Raw genomic sequence first — 16,746 nt, 5'->3', positions numbered from 1 at the left:
TGTGATGTTTATCGGATTTCGTGGCGGCTGCCGATAATCGTAGCATCCGTCAACGACGAAGCTGCGAGGAAATCATCATGCGTTCCCGACGTCTGCTGCTGGCGCTTGCGCCGCTTGTGCTGGCCGTTCCCGCGTTCGGCGCGGATACGGTCGTGGTGGGTTTTGCCGGCGCGCTCACGGGCGCCCAGGCACATTTCGGCGAGGACAGCGCGCGGGGCATCCGGCTCGCGATCGACGAAATCAACGCGGGCCATCCGAGCGTCGCCGGGCATCCGGTCACGTTCGTGCTCGACGCGCAGGACGATCAGGCCGACCCGAAGGTCGCGACGACGGTTGCGCAGCGTTTCGTCGACACGCACGTCAGCGCCGTGATCGGCCACCAGAATTCGGGGACGTCGATCGCCGTCGCGCGGCTCTACGCGACGGCGAACATCGCGGAACTGACGCCGTCGGCGACCAATCCGGCGTTCACGCGTCTCGGCTATCGCACCGCGTTCCGGTTGCTCGCGAACGACGACTTTCTCGGGCAGGCTGTCGCCCGCTATGCGGTCGGGCAGTTGCATGCGCGCCGCATCGGCGTCGTCGACGATCGAACGGCGTACGGGCAAGGCATCGCAGACGTCTTCGTCGGCGCGCTCGGAACCTCCGGCGCAACCGTCGTTGCGCGCGAATACACGACCGACAAGGCGTTCGACTTCGGCGCACCGCTGACGCTGCTCAAGGGCAACGCGCCCGATGCGATCTTCTTCGGCGGCATGGATACGCAGGGCGGCCCGATGCTCAGGCAGATGAGGAAGTTGCGGATGGCCGCGCCGCTGCTGGGCGGCGACGGCCTGTGCACGCACGAGATCCTGAAGCTGGCCGGCGACGCGCTCGACGGCAACCTCGTGTGCGCGGACGGCGGCCGGAGCCTTGCGAAGATGCCGGGCGGCCCGGCCTTCGCGGCACGCTTCACGCAGAAATACGGCGCCCCCGTGCAGCTTTACGCGCCCTATGCGTACGACGCGATGATGGCCGTCTACCACGCGGTCCTGCTCGCACAGTCCACCGATCCCGCGAAGATCGTCGATGCGCTGCATCGTGTCGACTTCCAGGGCGTGACCGGCCGGATTGCATTCGACGCGAACGGCGAACTGCGCAATCCGGCGGCAACGATTTCGACGTTCAAAGGCGGCAACAAGGTGACTTTGTCGGAGGTAGTCAAATGAATACGCGAATTCTTCCCGTGGGGACGGCATCGTTGCGCGCCGTCGCACGGCCGGTCGACGACGTTGCCGCTCCCGCGGTGCGCGAAGCGGCAGGCGCACTGCGCGCCGCGCTGCGTGCGTTTCGCGACGAACACGGCTTCGGTCGCGCGGTTGCCGCGCCGCAGATCGGCATCGGGCAGCGGATGATCGCGCTCGCGCTGGATGGCTGGCCCGACGTGATCGTGAACCCCGAGATCGTGTGGCGCAGCGACGCGCGGATGACGCTGTGGGACGACTGCATGTGCTTTCCGGATCTGTTCGTGCGCGTCGAGCGCCATGCGTCGGTGAGCGTGCGCTACACGACACTGGACGGCGAGCCGCATCAGCGCGACGCACTGTCGCCGGCCGAATCGGAGCTGATGCAGCACGAAATCGATCATCTCGACGGCAAGCTGTCGTTCGATCGTGCGGCCGGGCCGAATGCGGTCGTGCATCGCAGCGTGTTCGATGCCGATTCTCCGTCGTTCGCCGCGCAGGTCGACTACACGCCGAACGCTCCCGGGGAGACGCACATGGCACCGCATGGCATTCCGTCCGTCGAGGCTCCCGCGTTTCCGCAGGGCGCCGCCTACATGAACGGCCGCTTCATCCCGATCGCCGATGCGCGGGTATCGGTGCTCGACTGGGGTTTCCTGCATTCCGATGTCACGTACGACACCGTGCACGTATGGAACGGCCGCTTCTTCCGGCTCGACCAGCACATCGCGCGGTTCAGGCGCTCGCTTGCGAGGCTGCGGCTGAACGTGTCGCTGAGCGACGATGCGCTTCGCGACATCCTCGTCGAATGCGTGCGCCGCTCGGGTCTGCGCAATGCGTACGTCGAGATGCTGTGTACGCGCGGGGTATCGCCCACCTTCAGTCGCGACCCGCGCGACGCCGTGAACCAGTTCATCGCGTTCGCGGTGCCGTACGGCTCGGTTGCGAACGAGCGGCAACTGCGCGAGGGCCTGCACCTGCACCTGATCGACGACGTGCGGCGGATTCCCCCTGAATCGGTCGATCCGCAGATCAAGAATTACCACTGGCTCGACCTCGTCGCGGGGCTGCTGAAGGGCTATGACGCGGGTGCGGAGTCGGTCTTGCTGAGATGCACGGACGGCAGCATCGCGGAAGGGCCCGGGTTCAACGTGTTCGTCGTGCACGACGGCCGGCTGCGGACGCCCGACCGCGGCGTGCTGCACGGCATCACGCGGCAAAGCGTGTTCGAGCTGGCGGCGTCGATGGGCATCGACGCGCAGGCCGCGCGCATCGACGACGCGCAACTGCGCGACGCGGACGAAGTGTTCATCACATCGACGGCCGGCGGGATCATGCCCGTCACGCGGCTGAATGGCGCGGCGATCGGCGACGGCCGGCCGGGCCCGGTGACGCGCCGGCTGTTCGACGCGTACTGGGCGAAGCACGAGGATCCGGCGTGGAGCCTGGCGGTGGACGGCGCGACCGGCTGATCGCGGCGGCTCGGGCGCGATTTCCTTACCTGTCACGTAATCGACCGCCCGCGCGAGCCCGGCGACGATAGCGGCACGCGAACGCGAAACGTTCGCGGCCTCGTCCCCTCATCGACACAAGGAGCCTCGCCATGAACACCGTCCAATCCGCTTCGTCCGTTCATACCGACCTGATCGACCGCTACTTCGACGTATGGAACGAGTCCGACGCCGCGCGCCGCCGCGCGCTGATCGATGCGACCTACGCAAGCGACGCGGCGTATCGCGATCCGCTGATGGCCGGCGACGGCCACGCAGGCATCGACACGATGATTGCCGCCGTGCAGGAGCGCTTCCCGGCATACCGCTTCCGCCGCACGACCGACATCGATGCATTCGGCCAGTACTTGCGGTTCTCGTGGGCACTCGTGTCGCCCGACGGCGCGGCGATCGTGAAGGGCTCGGACTTCGGCACTGTCGACGCATCGGGCCGCCTCGCGTCGGTCACGGGTTTCATCGATGAAATGCCGGCCGCGGCGTCGTGACGCGAGCGGTGCATGCACAACAGCGGCCGGGATCGGGTAACGTTATGCGGTTTGTTCCTGATCCCGGAGACTAGCCGACATGCTGAAGAATCTCGACCCGCTGCTGCACGCCGACATCCTGCACACGCTGCGCGCGATGGGCCACGGTGACGAAATTGCGATCTGCGACGCGAATTTCCCGGCGGAATCCGTCGCGGAGCACACGGTGGTCGGCCGCGCGCTGCGGATCGACGGCGCCGATTCGGCGCGCGTCGTGCGCGCGGTGCTGTCCGTGTTGCCGCTCGACACGTTCGTCGACACGCCCGCCTGGCGGATGGAAGTCGTCGGCGACGCGGCCGCGGTGCCGCCCGTGCAGCGCGAGGTGCAGGCCGAGATCGATCGCGCGGAAGGGCGCGCGGTGCCGCTCGCGGGCATCGACCGTTTCGCGTTCTACGAACGCGCGCAACAGGCGTACGCGGTGATCGTCACCGGCGAGCTGCGCGGCTACGGCTGCTTCATCTTCAAGAAAGGCGTGCTGTTGAGCGACGCGGGCTGAACGTCCGCGTCGACGCCTTTTTCGTGCCGTCGCCAGCGGGCCGCGCGGCGGCCGCCGTGTAAAGATTTGCTACAACCTTTTTCTTGGACACGGCCGCAAGACCCTCTATGCTGGCCCATTTGCCGCGGGCCCCGCAGGGTTGCGCGGCCCGAGCTTCACGGGCGCGCCCCGTGCGGCCGGCCGAATTGCATACGAGGAGAGAGGCATGACGCGTTCCGTCGATTCCGGCGTCATTTTTTTCGCACGCCTGGCGCTGGCGGCGTTGTTCCTGTGGGGCGGCATCATGAAGCTGCTCGGCTACAGCGACTTCGTCGCGTATCTGCACGGGATGAACGTGCCCTATCAACAGGTCGTTGCGCCGATCGTCGTCGCGATCGAGGGGCTGGGCGGTCTGCTGCTGATCGTGGGCTACAAGGTTCGCCCGCTCGCGTTGGTGATGGCGGTCTACACGATCGCGACTGCAATGGTCGGGCACAATTTCTGGGACGCGACGAACGCCGCCGTCCAGCACGACATGGTGATCCACTTCTGGAAGAACGTGGCGATCGCCGGCGGCTTCCTGCTGCTGTTCGTCACCGGGGCCGGCGGCGCGAGCATCGACGCGCTGCGCCGGCCCAGTTCGTCGTACGGCGTGCTGCGTTGAACTGAGCCGATTCGCGCCGTCGCGCTGAAGCAAGACAAAAGGGCCGAATCCCGCACGTCGCGGGATTCGGCCCTTTGTTCATGAGGCCGGCGCGTGCGCGCCGACGTTCAGTGTGCGTCCTTCACGTCCTTCGCATCTTTCGAGAACTGCACGGCGATCGCGCCGAGCACGCAGATCACCGCGACATACACGACCGGTGCGAGCGGATTCGACTTCATCATCAGCGACACGATCACCGGCGTGAGGCCGCCGAAGATCGCATAGGCGACGTTGTACGAGAACGAGATGCCCGAGAAGCGCACGACCGCCGGGAAGCTCTTGACCATCACGAACGGCACCGCGCCGATCGTGCCGACCATGAAGCCCGCGATCCCGTAGTAGAGCGGCAGCGTCGACGCGTCGGCCGCGACCTGCACGAACAGCAGGTAGTAGCACGCGGCGAGCCCGATGCCGCCGATGCCGAGCACGCGCTTCGCGCCGATCATGCCCGCGAGCGAACCGGCGGTGATGCAGCCGGCCGTCAGGCACAGCGTCGCGACGCTGTTCGCGAACAGCGTCGTCGCGGGCGTCAGGTGGAACTGCTTTTGCAGCAGCGCGGGCGTCATCAGGATCACGACGACGATCGCGGCCGACAGCATCCACGTGAGCAGCATCGACACGATCACCGCGCGGCCGTGGTCGCGCAGCACGGCCTTCAGCGGAATCTCGGCCGCGAGCGCCTTCTTCGCCTTCATCTCGGCGAACACCGGCGTTTCGTGCAGCCAGCGGCGCAGGTACACGGAGAACAGCCCGAACACGCCGCCGAGCAGGAACGGGATGCGCCACGCGAACGCGCCGACTTCGGCGGCCGAGTAGCGGCTGTTGATGCCGGCCGCGACGAGCGAGCCGAGCAGGATGCCGGCCGTGAGGCCTGCGGTCAGCGTGCCGCAGGCGTAGCCGATGTGGCGCGACGGCACGTGCTCGGACACGAACACCCACGCGCCCGGCACTTCGCCGCCGACCGCCGCGCCCTGCAGCACGCGGAACAGCAGCAGCAACACCGGCGCGAGGATGCCGATCGTGTCGTAGGTCGGCAGCAGGCCCATCAGCAGTGTCGGTACCGACATCATCAGCACGCTCAGCGTGAACATCCGCTTGCGGCCGAACAGGTCGCCGAAGTGCGCCATGATCACGCCGCCGAGCGGGCGCGCGAGATAGCCGGCCGCGAAGATGCCGAACGTCTGCAGCTGGCGCAGCCAGTCGGGAATGTCGTGCGGGAAGAAGAGTTGTCCTATCGCCGGCGCGAAGAACACGAAGATGATGAAGTCGTAGAACTCGAGGGCGCCGCCGAGTGCGGCAAGGCCAAGGGTCTTGTAGTCGCTGCGCGTGAGCGCGCGTTCGGCGGCGCGAGGCACGCCGCTCAATTCGGAAGCTTGCATGGTCAGGACGATCGGTTTTCGAATGTTGTTGTCGGTGCTGCGTCTCCAGGGCCCGCTATCGGCATGGACTGACAAGGCGCGGCTTGCATCGTCGAAGCGTGCCGCGTGCCGAGTGAGGCACGAAACACGCGCCGCCGCACCGGGATGGGGCGTGGCGGAGACGAAGCGTCAAAGCGGGTTGGGGGATTCTACAGGAGCGCGAAATGCCTGCGCGCGAGTGCGCGCCGAGGACGGCTTCGGACCAGGCAGCCGAAGCGTGCGCGGCGCGGGCGGCCGGTGAGCCGCCCGTGGGCCGTGCGAGAAGCGTGTGCGTATCAGCCGGTTCAGTTGCCGGCGATCGTATCGACCGGCTTGAACGCGCCGTGCTCGACCTTGTAGATCGTCACCGGTGCATCCCTCAGGTCGCCCTTCGGGTCGTACGCGATGCTCGGCGCCGACACGCCCTTGACCGACACCTTGCCGAGATACGGCGTGTACACCTTCGGATCGGTCGAGTTCGCGTCCTTCATCGCGGTGAGCAGCGCGATCGTGCCGTCATACGAGTAAGGCGAGTAGGTGATCACGTCTTCGTTGAAGCGCGCCTTGTAGCGTGCCGCGTAGCCGGAGAAGCCCGGCATCTTTTCCTTCGGCAGCCCGCCCATGTAGACGATCGCGCCCTCGGCCGCTTCGCCGCCGACCTTCAGGAACGTCGGCGAGCGCGACATCTCGCCCGTCACGAATGCCGCCTTCATCCCGAGCTGGCGCATCTTGCGGATCATCGGCGACGATTGCGCGTCGCCGCCGCCGTAGAAGATTGCGTCCGGATTGACGCCCTTCAGGTTGGTCAGGATCGCGGAAAAGTCGAGCGCCTTGTCGTTCGTGAAGTCGCGCTTGACGATCGTGCCGCCCGCCGCTTCCACCGCTTTCGCGAATTCGTCGGCGATGCCCTGGCCATAGGCCGTGCGGTCGTCGATGATCGCGATGCGCTTGAAGCGCAGCGTCTTCACCGCGTACGTGCCGACGATGCGGCCGGCCTGTGCGTCGCTCGTCAGCAGCCGGTAGGTCGTCTTGTAGCCGCGCGCCGTGTATTGCGGCGACGTCGCCATCGAGATCTGCGGCAGCCCGGCGCGGTCGTACAGGTCGGAGGCCGGAATGCTGGTGCCCGAGTTGAAGTGGCCGATGATCCCGCGGACGTTGTCGTCGATCAGCCGCTGCGCGACGGTCGTGCCGGTGCGCGGGTCGGCCTGGTCGTCCTGCGAATCGAGCTGGAACGTGACGGGCTTGCCGCCGATCGTCGGATGCGTCGCGTTGAAATCGGCGATCGCGAGCTGCACGCCCTTCTGCATGTCCGTGCCGTAATTCGACTGCGGGCCGGTCAGCGGTGCGGCGAAACCGATCTTGACGACGTCGGCGGCGATGGCGTGCGCGCCCGACAGTGCGCAGGCAGCGGCCAGCGCGACGTGCGATACCTTCAGCTTCACTTTCACTTCCCCTTGATGGCGTGGTTGGGCCGCCGCCGGCCTGCGGGCCGGCGCCGGTAAACCGGGCGAGACGGTTTGGTCGGCCGGCCGATGCAATGGCCGTTCAGGCGCGCCGCGCGCTGCCCGCGCTGTGCCGGAATCGGCGTGCGCGACGGCAGATGCCGCGGGCCGTGCGTGCCGATTGCTGCAGCGGCGGGACGTCGTCTCGTGACCGTGAAGCGAAGTCTAGATAGCGAAAATGCGGGCGTCTTGCGCGTTCGGTGCGCAGCCGGCGACGATATCGGCATATCGTCGATAACCCTGATATATGCTGAAATCGTCATGCCGAATGCGCAATCGCGCCAAGACACAGGGCGTCCGCATTTTTAGCATGGTGGATTCGGGTGCATGATGCCGCCTGTGTCGACGCGCTGCGCCGGCAGCGGCGAAAGCGGAACGGCCGCCGGCCGCGCATGCGCTGCGCGGTGGTTGTGTGCGCAACCTGTGTGGTCGGCCGACGGCGTCGATCGGGATGCGCGGCATGCCCGGCCGACACCGCCAGCTTGCCTGCCCCGCGCTCGGCGCGACGCGATCGAAGGGGCGCTTCTATAATCGACGCCATCTGCCACTCGCTTCGCGGTTGCCGGGATGACGACCTTGCTTGCCGTACCGCCCATGAGCCTGTCCGAAACGTTGCGCTACCAGCCCGACAACGCCGATCTCGGCGCGATGCTTGCGCATTTCCGCCTGCTTGAACCCGTGTTCGACGCGCTGCCGGACGTCGCGTTCTTCGTGAAGGACGCGAGCGGCCGCTACGCGATCGTCAATCGCACGCTGGCGATGCGCTGCGGCTACAAGGACAAGCGCGACCTGCTCGGCAAGACGGCCGACGAAGTGTTTCCGCGCCGCTTCGGCCGCAGCTATTTCGAGCAGGACATGGCGACGATCAACGCCGGCCAGCAACTGATGGACCAGCTCGAGCTGCACCTGTATCCGGGCCGCCAGCCGGGCTGGTGCCTGACCTGCAAGGAGCCGCTGCGCGACGCCGCGGGCAGGGTGGTCGGCCTCGCGGGCATCTCGCGCGACCTGAAGGCGCACGAGGGATCGCACCCGGCGTACAGCCGGCTCGCCGACGTGGTCCAGCACATCCAGGATCACTACGTGCAGCCGCTGAACCTGAAGCACCTCGCGCAGATGGCCGGGATGTCGGTCGCGCAGCTCGAGCGCTACTTCCACAAGGTGTTCCACCTGACGCCGCGCCAGGTGCTGCTGAAGACGCGGCTCGACGCGGCCACCGCGCTGCTCGTCACGCACGACAAGGTTACCGACGTCGCGGCGCTATGCGGCTATACGGATCACAGCGCGTTCACGCGCCAGTTCAAGGCGACGGTCGGCGTGACACCGACGGAATACCGGTTGATGCTGCAGGAGCGGGCGGGGTAACGCGATTCGCCGGCCGGGCCGGCACATCGCAGGGATCGGGGTACTGCGGGTGCTGCGGGGAGACGGGGAAGCCGTGAAAACGGCGGCTCAGCGGTAGCCGAGCCCTTTCAGGACGGCGGTGCCGTCTTCGGTCAGCCGGAAGCTCGGGGCCGTATCGGGGTCGAGCTTGACCATCTCGACGAGACCGGCTTCCTGCAACGCGGGCAGTTCGGGTTTGGCGTTCGCGCCGATCGGTGCATGCAGCAGCACGAGCAACGTCGCGATTTCATGATGACTGAGCAGGCGGCGCAGCATCGTCTTCTTTGCAGGGGGCGCGGCCGGGCGGCCCGCGGGTGCTTCTACGGCGCTCATCGCTTTCCTCCTTTTCTGGATAAACCATCGGGTACTGGTTGCGGATGGTGCCGTCGAAGACTTAAGCGATTCTTAAAACCGTGGCGGGCGACGGGATGCTGCACTGCGGTACGGGTTACCGGATGTAACGCCATACGCGGCGCGGCTTGCGGCCCGATCGCGGCGAGCCGCGCGGGCGGGTCCGCGGCGCCGTGATTCACCACGATGGTGCGTGCGGGGTGCAGCCTTTTGCATCAGCCGCGGATCACGCCCATGCTCGCGGCCCGCGACTCCGATTCACATCCTTCCCTTATTTCCTGCGCTGCGCCTGCGCAGCGAGCCGCACGGCCGCGTTCGTCGCGCCGTAGCCGTCGTATGCGCCGCGCCGCTCGACGATCTCGAGCGAGAAGCGGTTGTCGACCAGTTCCGTATACGCGTGCAGGAATTCGCCGCCGTGCTCGTCCCGGTCGTACAGCAGGTGGTGCGCGCTCAGCGTGTCGATCAGGTCGTCCGGCAGCGCGTAGCGCGCGGCGAGATCGTCGTAGTAATTGGGCGGAATGCGCAGGAACGGCACGCCGTCGGCCGCGAATGCGGCGACCGTCTTCACGATGTCGTCCGTGCGGAACGCGACGTGGTTCAGCCCCGTGCCGTGGTAGCGGTCGAGCGACTCGGCGACGGCCGTATGGCGGTCGACCGATGCGTTCAGCGCGATCCGCACCGAGCCGTCGGCGCTGCGCACCGCGCGACTGCGCATCAGCCCGTACGGATCGGGCACGAGCCAGCTGCGCTCGGCCTCGAAGCCGAACGCCGTCTTGAAGAACAGGATCCACGTGTCGAGCGCATCGGCCGGCAGCGCGAGGCACACGTGGTCGATGCCCGTCAGCGGGCCGACTTCGCTCGGGCCGTCGATGTCGGTCAGCACGAAGTCCGATTCGTACAGCGTCGGCGCGTTCGGCGCTTCGTCGACGAAATATTCGAGGCTGCCGTCCGGCGCCTGCACGCTCGGCAGCACGCGCTCGTTCGGCCCGACGCGGCCCGAGAACGGCGCATAGCCGAAGCCGGCCGCGCGTTCGAACGCCACCTTCGCGTCGTCGACGCGGAATGCCGACGCGCACAGCGACAGCCCGTGCTGCTGGAAGAACGCATCGGCGAACGAGTCGCGCTCGGCGTTCAGCACGATCGACGCGGCGCCGTGCTGGAACAGCGTCACGTCCTTCGAGCGATGCCGGCCGGCGAGCCGGAAGCGCATCCGGCCGAGCCATTCGGCGACGGTCGCCGCCGCCTGGGCGTCGACCGCGAATTCGATGAACTGGAATCCGACGTGCGCGGGCGGCGCCGGCGGCGCGAACAGCGGCTGGCCGGCGGCCGGCGCGCGGCCGTCCTGCGCGAGCCGCGTGCGGGTCAACTCTTCCAGATAGAGCAGCGAGCGATGGCCGTCGGCGGCTGTGATCGCGGTCGGCGCCGCGCGGAAGCCGTCGTTGAAGATTTCGAGCGACAGCGGCCCCGTATAGCCCGACTCGATCACCCGCGCGGTGAACCGTGCGAGGTCGAAGTCGCCCTGGCCCGGGAACGAGCGGTAGTGGCGGCTCCATTCGAGCACGTCCATCGCGAGCTTCGGCGCATCGGCGATCTGCACGAACGCGATCCGGTCGCCGGGGATGTCGGCGATCGCATCCGGCGAATCGTCGAGCGACAGCGTGTGGAAGCTGTCGAGCGCGAGGCCGAGGTGCGGGCTGTTCACCGCATTCACGAGTGTCCATGCATGGCCGTACCGCTTCACGACGCGGCCCCACGCGAGCGCTTCGTACGCGGCGACCACGCCGGCCTCCCGCGCCGCTTCGGCGAGTGCGCCGAGCTGGTCGACGAGCAGCCCGTCGTCGGCGATCGTGTCGGCCGACACATTGCTGCAGACGAGGATACGGTCGGTGCCGAGCGCATGCATCACGTCGAACTTGCGCTTGATCCGGTCGAGGTTGCGCGCGAGCTGGGCCGCGCTGACGCCCTCGAAGTCGCGAAACGGCTGGAACAGCACGATGTCGAGGCCGAGATCGGCGGCCATGCGCCGGACGTCGGCCGGCGATCCGTCGAAGTAAACGAGGTCGTTTTCGAAGATTTCGACGCCGTCGAAGCCCGCTGCCTGGATGGCGGCGAGCTTCTCGGCGAGCGTGCCGGACAGTGACACGGTGGCGATCGAACGCTGCATGGCGATTCCTGCGGATGAGCGGGGCATGGCGTCGGTCGAACCGGCCCTGAATGAACCAGTCATTGAGTCCCGGCGCACGCCATATCCCGAATTTACTGGGCTAGTGGTGTGTATTGTACAAACTAACTAGGTGGTACAAATTAGCGAAAACCCGAAAAGACAGCCCGCATTCACGAGCGCACACTAGCGCCAAATTCCGATGTTTTCGGGGCGGCGCCGGTCCTGGTCCGCCCCTGTTTCAGGAGCAGAATCACCATGAGCAAGCACAAGGTGCTGGTGCTGAACGGCCCGAACCTGAACCTGCTGGGGACCCGCGAGCCCCACATCTACGGCGCGGAAACGCTCGCCGACGTCGAGCAGCGCTGCCGCACGGCAGGCGAGGCGCTCGGGCTGGAGATCGAGTTCCGCCAGTCGAACGCCGAGCATCAACTGATCGACTGGCTGCATGCCGCGCGCCTCGACACGGACGGTATCGTGATCAACCCGGCCGCCTATACGCATACGTCGGTCGCGCTGGCCGACGCGCTATCCGCGATCGCGAAGCCGGTGATCGAAGTGCATATCTCGAACGTGCATCGCCGCGAGGCGTTTCGCCACCATTCGTATGTGTCGGCGGTCGCCGAAGCCGTGATCTGCGGCTGCGGCACCGAAGGCTACGTGTTCGCACTGCAGCGTCTGGCGACGCTGTTCGCGCAGGGAGCCGCACGATGAGCCGCCCGTCGTTTCTGATCGGCCTGATCGGCCAGGGCATCGGCGGTTCGCTGTCGCCCGCGATGCACGAGGAAGAAGGCTTCCGCCAGGGCTTCGGCTACGTGTACCGGCGCATCGATCTCGATGCGCTCGGCGTGACCGTCGACGCACTGCCGCAACTGCTCGATGCCGCGCAGCGGATGGGCTACAACGGGCTGAACATCACGCACCCGTGCAAGCAGCGCGTGATCGAACACCTCGACGCGCTGTCGGACGACGCGCGCGCGCTCGGCGCGGTGAACACCGTGCTGTTCAAGGACGGCAAGCGGATCGGCCACAACACCGACTGGTCGGGCTTCGCGAAATCGTTCCGCCGCGGGTTGCCCGACGCGTCGCTCGAGCGTGTCGTCCAGCTCGGTGCGGGCGGCGCGGGCGCGGCCGTGGCCCATGCAGCGCTGCAGATGGGCGCGGCCGGACTGACGATTTTCGATGTCGACGGCACGCGTGCCACCTCGCTCGCGGCTGAACTCCAGCAACGTTTCCCCGCGGCACGGGTCGTGCCGGGCGGCGATCTCGCGGCCGCGATGCGCGCCGCGACGGGCCTGATCCACGCAACGCCGACCGGCATGGCCAAGCATCCGGGCCTGCCGCTGCCGGCCGAGCTGCTCCATGCGGGCATGTGGGTGGCCGACATCGTGTATTTCCCGCTCGAAACCGAACTGATCCACGCCGCGCGTGCGGCCGGCTGCGCCACGCTGCCGGGCGGCGGGATGGCCGTCTACCAGGCCGTCGACGCGTTCGAGATCTTCACCGGACGCACGCCCGACGCCGAGCGGATGTTCGATCACTTTCAGTCGCTCGTCGGGCGCTGACCCCTTACAGAAAGAGAGACCAGGAGACGACCATGCAGCACACCACCCATACGAGCGCCGCGCCGGCGCAGGCGTCCGGCACCGTCCGGCGCACCTCGGCGCGCTACAAGATTCTCGCGCTGCTCGCGATCGGCACGATGATCAACTATCTCGACCGTACGGTGCTGGGGGTGGCTGCGCCGCAGCTCACCAAGGAGCTCGGCATCAACGCGGCCGTGATGGGCATCATGTTTTCCGCGTTTTCGTGGACGTACGTGGCCGCGCAGGTGCCGGGCGGCCTCTTTCTCGACCGTTTCGGCAGCAAGGTCACCTATTACTGGTCGATGACGCTGTGGTCGCTGTGCACGTTCCTGCAGGGCTTCGTGCCCGGCGTCGCAACGCTGCTCGCCTGCCGTCTCGGCCTCGGCGTCGCGGAGGCGCCGTGCTTCCCGACCAACAGCCGCGTCGTCGCGACGTGGTTCCCGCAGAACGAACGTGCGATGGCGACGGGTACCTACACCGTCGGCGAGTACATCGGCCTCGCGTTCTTCAGCCCGGTGCTGTTCGCGCTGATGGGGGCGTTCGGCTGGCGCTCGCTGTTCTGGGTCGTCGGTGCGGTCGGGATCGTGTTCGGCCTGGTCTGGTGGAAGTTCTATTACGAGCCGCGCAATCATCCGGGCGCGAATTCGGAGGAGCTGGCCTATATCGAGGCGGGCGGCGGCCTGGTGCACGGCGTGCGCAAGGACGGTGACAAAGCTGGCAAGGGCGCGAAGGGCGAGCAGAAGTCGTTCAGCTGGGCGATGGCCGGCAAACTGCTGAAGAAGCGCCAGCTTGCGGGTATCTGTCTCGGCCAGTTCGCCGGCAACTCGACGCTCGTGTTCTTCCTGACCTGGTTCCCGACCTACCTCGCAACCGAGCGCCACATGGGCTGGCTGAAGATCGGCTTCTTCGCGGTGATGCCGTTCATCGCCGCGTCGGTCGGCGTGATGTTCGGCGGGATCTTCTCCGACTGGCTGCTCCGCCGCGGCAAGTCCGCGAACCTCGCGCGCAAGCTGCCGATCATCGCGGGCCTGCTGCTCGCGTCGACGATCATTCTCGCGAACTACGTGAAGAGCAACGAGGCCGTGATCGCGATCATGTCGGTTGCGTTCTTCGCGCAGGGCATGGCCGCGCTCGGCTGGACGCTCGTGTCGGACATCGCGCCGGACGGCCTGCTCGGCGTGACGGGCGGCATCTTCAACTTCGCGGCGAACCTCGCGGGCATCGTCACGCCGCTGGTCGTCGGCTTCATCGTCGCGTCGACCGGCTCGTTCGTCGGCGCGCTCGTGTTCATCGGCGTGATCGCGCTGGTCGGTGCGCTGTCGTACATCTTCGTCGTCGGCGACATCAAGCGGATCGAACTGTAAGCACCGGCTCCACGCACATCCAGTGCGTTAGCCCGGCGGCCAACCGGCTGCCGGGCTTTTTTGTTTGCGGCGCCGGCTGGCATGCCGGCCGGCGCATTGCGCTTACGCGCGTTGCACGGCGATGCCGAGCGATTCGACCGCCTGCGCGATCGCCGCGACCGCGCGCCGGATATCGCCCGAATCGATTGCGCCGATGCAGCCGACGCGGAACGTCTCGAGCTGCGTGAGCTTGCCCGGATACAGGATGAAGCCGGCATCGCGCACCGCGTCGTAGAAGCGGCGGAAATCGTAGGCCGGATGGTCGGGCGCATGGAACGTGACGATCACCGGCGCCTGCACGCTCGCGTCGAGGAACGGCACGAAGCCGAGCGCACGCATCGATTCGACCAGCGTCCGGCAGTTGTCCGCGTAGCGCGCGCCGCGCGCCGGCTGGCCGCCTTCGGCGAGGTACTGGTCGAGCGCGGCGCGCAGCGCGGCGATCACGTGCGTCGGCGGCGTGAAGCGCCACTGGCCCGTCTTGCGCAGGTACGCGTACTGGTCGTGAAGATCGAGCGCGAGCGACGGCGAGTTGCCTTCGCATGCGTCGAGCGCATCGCGCCGCACGATCGCGAACCCCATCCCCGGCACGCCTTCGAGGCATTTGCCGCTCGCCGAGACCAGCGCATCGATGCCGCTGTCCGCGAGCGCGATCGGCAACGCGCCGAATGAACTCATCGCGTCGACGATCAGCCGCTTGCCGTGGCGCCGGCACGCGGCCGCGATCGCATCGAGCGGATTCAGGATCCCGGCGCTCGTTTCCAGATGCACGAGCGCGACGTGCGTGATGCGCGGCTCGCGCGCGAACGCGGCCTCGACCGCCGCCGCGTCGACGGCCGCGTCCTCGCCGAACGGCAGCGCGATCGCGTCGATGCCGAGCCGGCCGAGGATCTTCAGGATGCGTGCGCAATACGCGCCGTTGTCGGGTATGAGCACGACGCCGTCGCGCGGCACCAGCGTACCGAGCGCGGCTTCGACCGAGAACGTGCCGCTGCCCTGCATCGGCACGCACACGTACTCGTCGCCCCCTTTCGCGATCGTGACGAGGTCGGCGCAGACGCTGGCCGTCAGTTGATTGAAAGCGGCGTCCCACGAGCCCCAGTCATGTTGCATTGCGTGGCGGGTTGTGGCGGACGTGGTGAGCGGGCCGGGCGTGAGCAGAATCGGGTCGGGCATGGTTTTTCTCCAGCAGAGGTCGAACGAAACGCCGGGCGGCATTTCTGAATGACTTGCATGATATTGGCAAAATGTGTCATTTTTTGGAAATTGTGGCATTCGTCACGGGTTTGTCATCGAACGCTGTGATCCTTCGGTTGCCGCGCGAAACCAACCGCAGCGCGGTAGCGCGGCGGGCCGTCGTTCGGCCTGCCCGGAGATAACAGAGAGCCGGATCGTGCCCCGGCCGTTTGGTGTTCCGCCTACGGAGAAGTCAGATGACACTGCAGAAACCCTCGCGCGCCGCTGCCGGCGCGTTCCGCAAGCTCGCGCTGGCCGCCTGCGCCGCCGGTCTGCTGCAAGGTGCCGCGATGCCGGCGCATGCGGCAAACGCGGTCGTGCTGTACACGGCGGACGGTCTCGAGAACCTCTATCGCGATGTGCTGCCGGCCTTCGAGAAGAAGGAAGGCGTCAAGGTCAACATCGTGACGGCAGGTAGCGGCGAGGTCGTGAACCGCGCGAACATCGAGAAGAATTCGCCGAAGGCCGACGTGATCGTCACGCTGCCGCCGTTCATCCAGCAAGCCGGCCAGATGGGCCTGCTGCAGCCGTACCAGAGCGTGAACTACAAGAACGTGCCGGCCATCGCGAAGGCCGAGGACGGCACGTGGGCGACGTTCGTGAACAACTACTTCTCGTTCGCGATCAACCCGGACGTCGTGAAGAACCAGCCGAAGACGTTCGCCGACCTGCTGTCGCCGACCTATGCGGGCAAGGTCGCTTACTCGAACCCGGCCACGGCCGGCGACGGGATGGCCGTGCTGATCCTGACGACGTCGCTGATGGGCGAGGACAAGGCATTCGACTACCTCGCGAAGCTGTCGCAGAGCGTGAAATTCCACACGAAGGGCACGGGCTACCTGAACGTGCTGCTGTCGCGTAACGAGATCAGCGTCGCGAACGGCGACCTGCAGATGGACCTCGACGACGCCGAGCACGGCGCGCTGTCCGTCAAGCCGATCTTCCTGGCCGCGAAGGACGGCGACCAGCCGACCACGTTCCAGCTCCCGTACGGCATCGGCCTGATCAAGAGCGGCCCGAACCAGGACGTGGGCAAGAAGCTGATCGACTACCTGATGTCGACGGAAGTGCAGGCGAAGGTGCCGGACATGTACGGCATCCCGGGCCGCACGGACGTGCCGCTGGCCGGCAAGAACGGCGAAGCGGTCAAGAAGGCGATCGCGGGCGTGAAGCTGATCCCGGTCGACTGGACCCAGGTGATGGCGAAGAAGCCGGTGTGGATCGAGCGCTGGAAGAAGGACGTGATCGGCAGCTCGGGCAAGCAGCTCGACGTCGTCAAGCCGAAGTGATCGGCACA

At 67.1% G+C, this 16,746-nt stretch carries 15 protein-coding genes; 10 read left to right on the top strand and 5 right to left on the bottom strand.

What is annotated here, in order from left to right:
• Positions 1 to 77 precede the first annotated feature (77 nt).
• The 5 genes from OHZ10_RS32790 to OHZ10_RS32770 all read left to right on the top strand — a co-directional run bounded on the left by OHZ10_RS32790 (position 78) and on the right by OHZ10_RS32770 (position 4,397).
• Positions 78 to 1,208, top strand: a complete 1,131-nt coding sequence (locus OHZ10_RS32790; RefSeq protein WP_342705405.1) for a branched-chain amino acid ABC transporter substrate-binding protein — start codon at positions 78 to 80, stop codon at positions 1,206 to 1,208.
• Positions 1,205 to 2,695 carry an aminotransferase class IV gene (locus OHZ10_RS32785; protein WP_081051984.1) on the top strand — a complete coding sequence of 497 codons (1,491 nt, stop codon included), beginning with the start codon at positions 1,205 to 1,207 and terminating at the stop codon, positions 2,693 to 2,695. The genes OHZ10_RS32790 and OHZ10_RS32785 overlap by 4 nt, the downstream gene beginning before the upstream one ends.
• A 131-nt stretch (positions 2,696 to 2,826) precedes the next feature.
• A complete protein-coding gene (locus OHZ10_RS32780; protein ID WP_059238858.1) occupies positions 2,827 to 3,219 on the top strand; it encodes a nuclear transport factor 2 family protein in 393 nt (130 codons plus the stop codon).
• A gap of 79 nt (positions 3,220 to 3,298) precedes the next feature.
• The gene (locus OHZ10_RS32775; protein ID WP_021159305.1) at positions 3,299 to 3,754 is read left to right on the top strand and encodes an RbsD/FucU family protein; all 456 of its coding nucleotides are present in this window, start codon (positions 3,299 to 3,301) and stop codon (positions 3,752 to 3,754) included.
• A gap of 205 nt (positions 3,755 to 3,959) precedes the next feature.
• The gene (locus OHZ10_RS32770) at positions 3,960 to 4,397 is read left to right on the top strand and encodes a DoxX family protein (protein WP_059238860.1); all 438 of its coding nucleotides are present in this window, start codon (positions 3,960 to 3,962) and stop codon (positions 4,395 to 4,397) included.
• A gap of 107 nt (positions 4,398 to 4,504) precedes the next feature.
• Here OHZ10_RS32770 and OHZ10_RS32765 read toward each other — a convergent pair whose 3' ends face one another.
• Both OHZ10_RS32765 and OHZ10_RS32760 read right to left on the bottom strand, forming a co-directional pair.
• Positions 4,505 to 5,815, bottom strand: a complete 1,311-nt coding sequence (locus OHZ10_RS32765) for an MFS transporter (protein WP_059238862.1) — start codon at positions 5,813 to 5,815, stop codon at positions 4,505 to 4,507.
• A gap of 323 nt (positions 5,816 to 6,138) precedes the next feature.
• Positions 6,139 to 7,275 carry a branched-chain amino acid ABC transporter substrate-binding protein gene (locus tag OHZ10_RS32760; protein ID WP_059240898.1) on the bottom strand — a complete coding sequence of 379 codons (1,137 nt, stop codon included), beginning with the start codon at positions 7,273 to 7,275 and terminating at the stop codon, positions 6,139 to 6,141.
• Positions 7,276 to 7,902: 627 nt separating this feature from the next.
• Between OHZ10_RS32760 and OHZ10_RS32755 the strand changes: the two genes are divergently transcribed.
• Positions 7,903 to 8,697, top strand: coding sequence for an AraC family transcriptional regulator (locus OHZ10_RS32755; RefSeq protein WP_059238864.1), 795 nt, complete (start codon positions 7,903 to 7,905; stop codon positions 8,695 to 8,697).
• Between the two features lie 87 nt (positions 8,698 to 8,784).
• Here the strand turns inward: OHZ10_RS32755 and OHZ10_RS32750 are convergent, their stop codons facing one another.
• On the bottom strand, positions 8,785 to 9,048 hold the full coding sequence (locus OHZ10_RS32750; RefSeq protein ID WP_006489463.1) for a hypothetical protein: 264 nt from the start codon (positions 9,046 to 9,048) through the stop codon (positions 8,785 to 8,787).
• A gap of 289 nt (positions 9,049 to 9,337) precedes the next feature.
• Entirely contained in the window at positions 9,338 to 11,230 is a 1,893-nt protein-coding gene (locus OHZ10_RS32745) for a bifunctional sugar phosphate isomerase/epimerase/4-hydroxyphenylpyruvate dioxygenase family protein (protein ID WP_340625665.1), read from the bottom strand.
• Positions 11,231 to 11,485: 255 nt separating this feature from the next.
• Here OHZ10_RS32745 and aroQ point away from each other — a divergent pair, with 255 nt between their 5' ends.
• The 3 genes from aroQ to OHZ10_RS32730 are packed head-to-tail and all read left to right on the top strand — an operon-like array spanning position 11,486 to position 14,177.
• Entirely contained in the window at positions 11,486 to 11,941 is a 456-nt protein-coding gene (aroQ, locus tag OHZ10_RS32740; RefSeq protein ID WP_175845995.1) for a type II 3-dehydroquinate dehydratase, read from the top strand.
• Complete coding sequence (locus OHZ10_RS32735) at positions 11,938 to 12,792, top strand: shikimate dehydrogenase (RefSeq protein ID WP_059238869.1); 855 nt, start codon at positions 11,938 to 11,940, stop codon at positions 12,790 to 12,792. The genes aroQ and OHZ10_RS32735 overlap by 4 nt, the downstream gene beginning before the upstream one ends.
• 32 nt (positions 12,793 to 12,824) lie before the next feature.
• A complete protein-coding gene (locus tag OHZ10_RS32730; protein WP_059238871.1) occupies positions 12,825 to 14,177 on the top strand; it encodes an MFS transporter in 1,353 nt (450 codons plus the stop codon).
• Between the two features lie 102 nt (positions 14,178 to 14,279).
• Here the strand turns inward: OHZ10_RS32730 and OHZ10_RS32725 are convergent, their stop codons facing one another.
• Positions 14,280 to 15,389, bottom strand: coding sequence for a 2-aminoethylphosphonate--pyruvate transaminase (locus OHZ10_RS32725; protein ID WP_342705398.1), 1,110 nt, complete (start codon positions 15,387 to 15,389; stop codon positions 14,280 to 14,282).
• Positions 15,390 to 15,646: 257 nt separating this feature from the next.
• Between OHZ10_RS32725 and phnS the strand changes: the two genes are divergently transcribed.
• A complete protein-coding gene (phnS, locus tag OHZ10_RS32720; protein ID WP_059238875.1) occupies positions 15,647 to 16,738 on the top strand; it encodes a 2-aminoethylphosphonate ABC transporter substrate-binding protein in 1,092 nt (363 codons plus the stop codon).
• The last annotated feature ends 8 nt before the right edge of the window (positions 16,739 to 16,746 follow it).

Source organism: Burkholderia arboris, from assembly GCF_038723655.1.
GTDB lineage: Bacteria > Pseudomonadota > Gammaproteobacteria > Burkholderiales > Burkholderiaceae > Burkholderia > Burkholderia arboris.
Note: the sequence above shows the minus strand (reverse complement) of the source record. Positions and strands in the feature narration are given on the sequence as shown.

What these genes read in the sequence shown, in the direction of transcription:
- OHZ10_RS32790 (WP_342705405.1), top strand. Translation starts at nt 78, where the DNA reads ATGCGTTCCCGACGTCTGCTGCTGGCGCTTGCGCCGCTTGTGCTGGCC.
- OHZ10_RS32785 (WP_081051984.1), top strand. Translation starts at nt 1,205, where the DNA reads ATGAATACGCGAATTCTTCCCGTGGGGACGGCATCGTTGCGCGCCGTC.
- OHZ10_RS32780 (WP_059238858.1), top strand. Translation starts at nt 2,827, where the DNA reads ATGAACACCGTCCAATCCGCTTCGTCCGTTCATACCGACCTGATCGAC.
- OHZ10_RS32775 (WP_021159305.1), top strand. Translation starts at nt 3,299, where the DNA reads ATGCTGAAGAATCTCGACCCGCTGCTGCACGCCGACATCCTGCACACG.
- OHZ10_RS32770 (WP_059238860.1), top strand. Translation starts at nt 3,960, where the DNA reads ATGACGCGTTCCGTCGATTCCGGCGTCATTTTTTTCGCACGCCTGGCG.
- OHZ10_RS32765 (WP_059238862.1), bottom strand. Translation starts at nt 5,815, where the DNA reads ATGCAAGCTTCCGAATTGAGCGGCGTGCCTCGCGCCGCCGAACGCGCG.
- OHZ10_RS32755 (WP_059238864.1), top strand. Translation starts at nt 7,903, where the DNA reads ATGACGACCTTGCTTGCCGTACCGCCCATGAGCCTGTCCGAAACGTTG.
- OHZ10_RS32750 (WP_006489463.1), bottom strand. Translation starts at nt 9,048, where the DNA reads ATGAGCGCCGTAGAAGCACCCGCGGGCCGCCCGGCCGCGCCCCCTGCA.
- OHZ10_RS32745 (WP_340625665.1), bottom strand. Translation starts at nt 11,230, where the DNA reads ATGCAGCGTTCGATCGCCACCGTGTCACTGTCCGGCACGCTCGCCGAG.
- aroQ (WP_175845995.1), top strand. Translation starts at nt 11,486, where the DNA reads ATGAGCAAGCACAAGGTGCTGGTGCTGAACGGCCCGAACCTGAACCTG.
- OHZ10_RS32735 (WP_059238869.1), top strand. Translation starts at nt 11,938, where the DNA reads ATGAGCCGCCCGTCGTTTCTGATCGGCCTGATCGGCCAGGGCATCGGC.
- OHZ10_RS32730 (WP_059238871.1), top strand. Translation starts at nt 12,825, where the DNA reads ATGCAGCACACCACCCATACGAGCGCCGCGCCGGCGCAGGCGTCCGGC.
- OHZ10_RS32725 (WP_342705398.1), bottom strand. Translation starts at nt 15,389, where the DNA reads ATGCCCGACCCGATTCTGCTCACGCCCGGCCCGCTCACCACGTCCGCC.
- phnS (WP_059238875.1), top strand. Translation starts at nt 15,647, where the DNA reads ATGACACTGCAGAAACCCTCGCGCGCCGCTGCCGGCGCGTTCCGCAAG.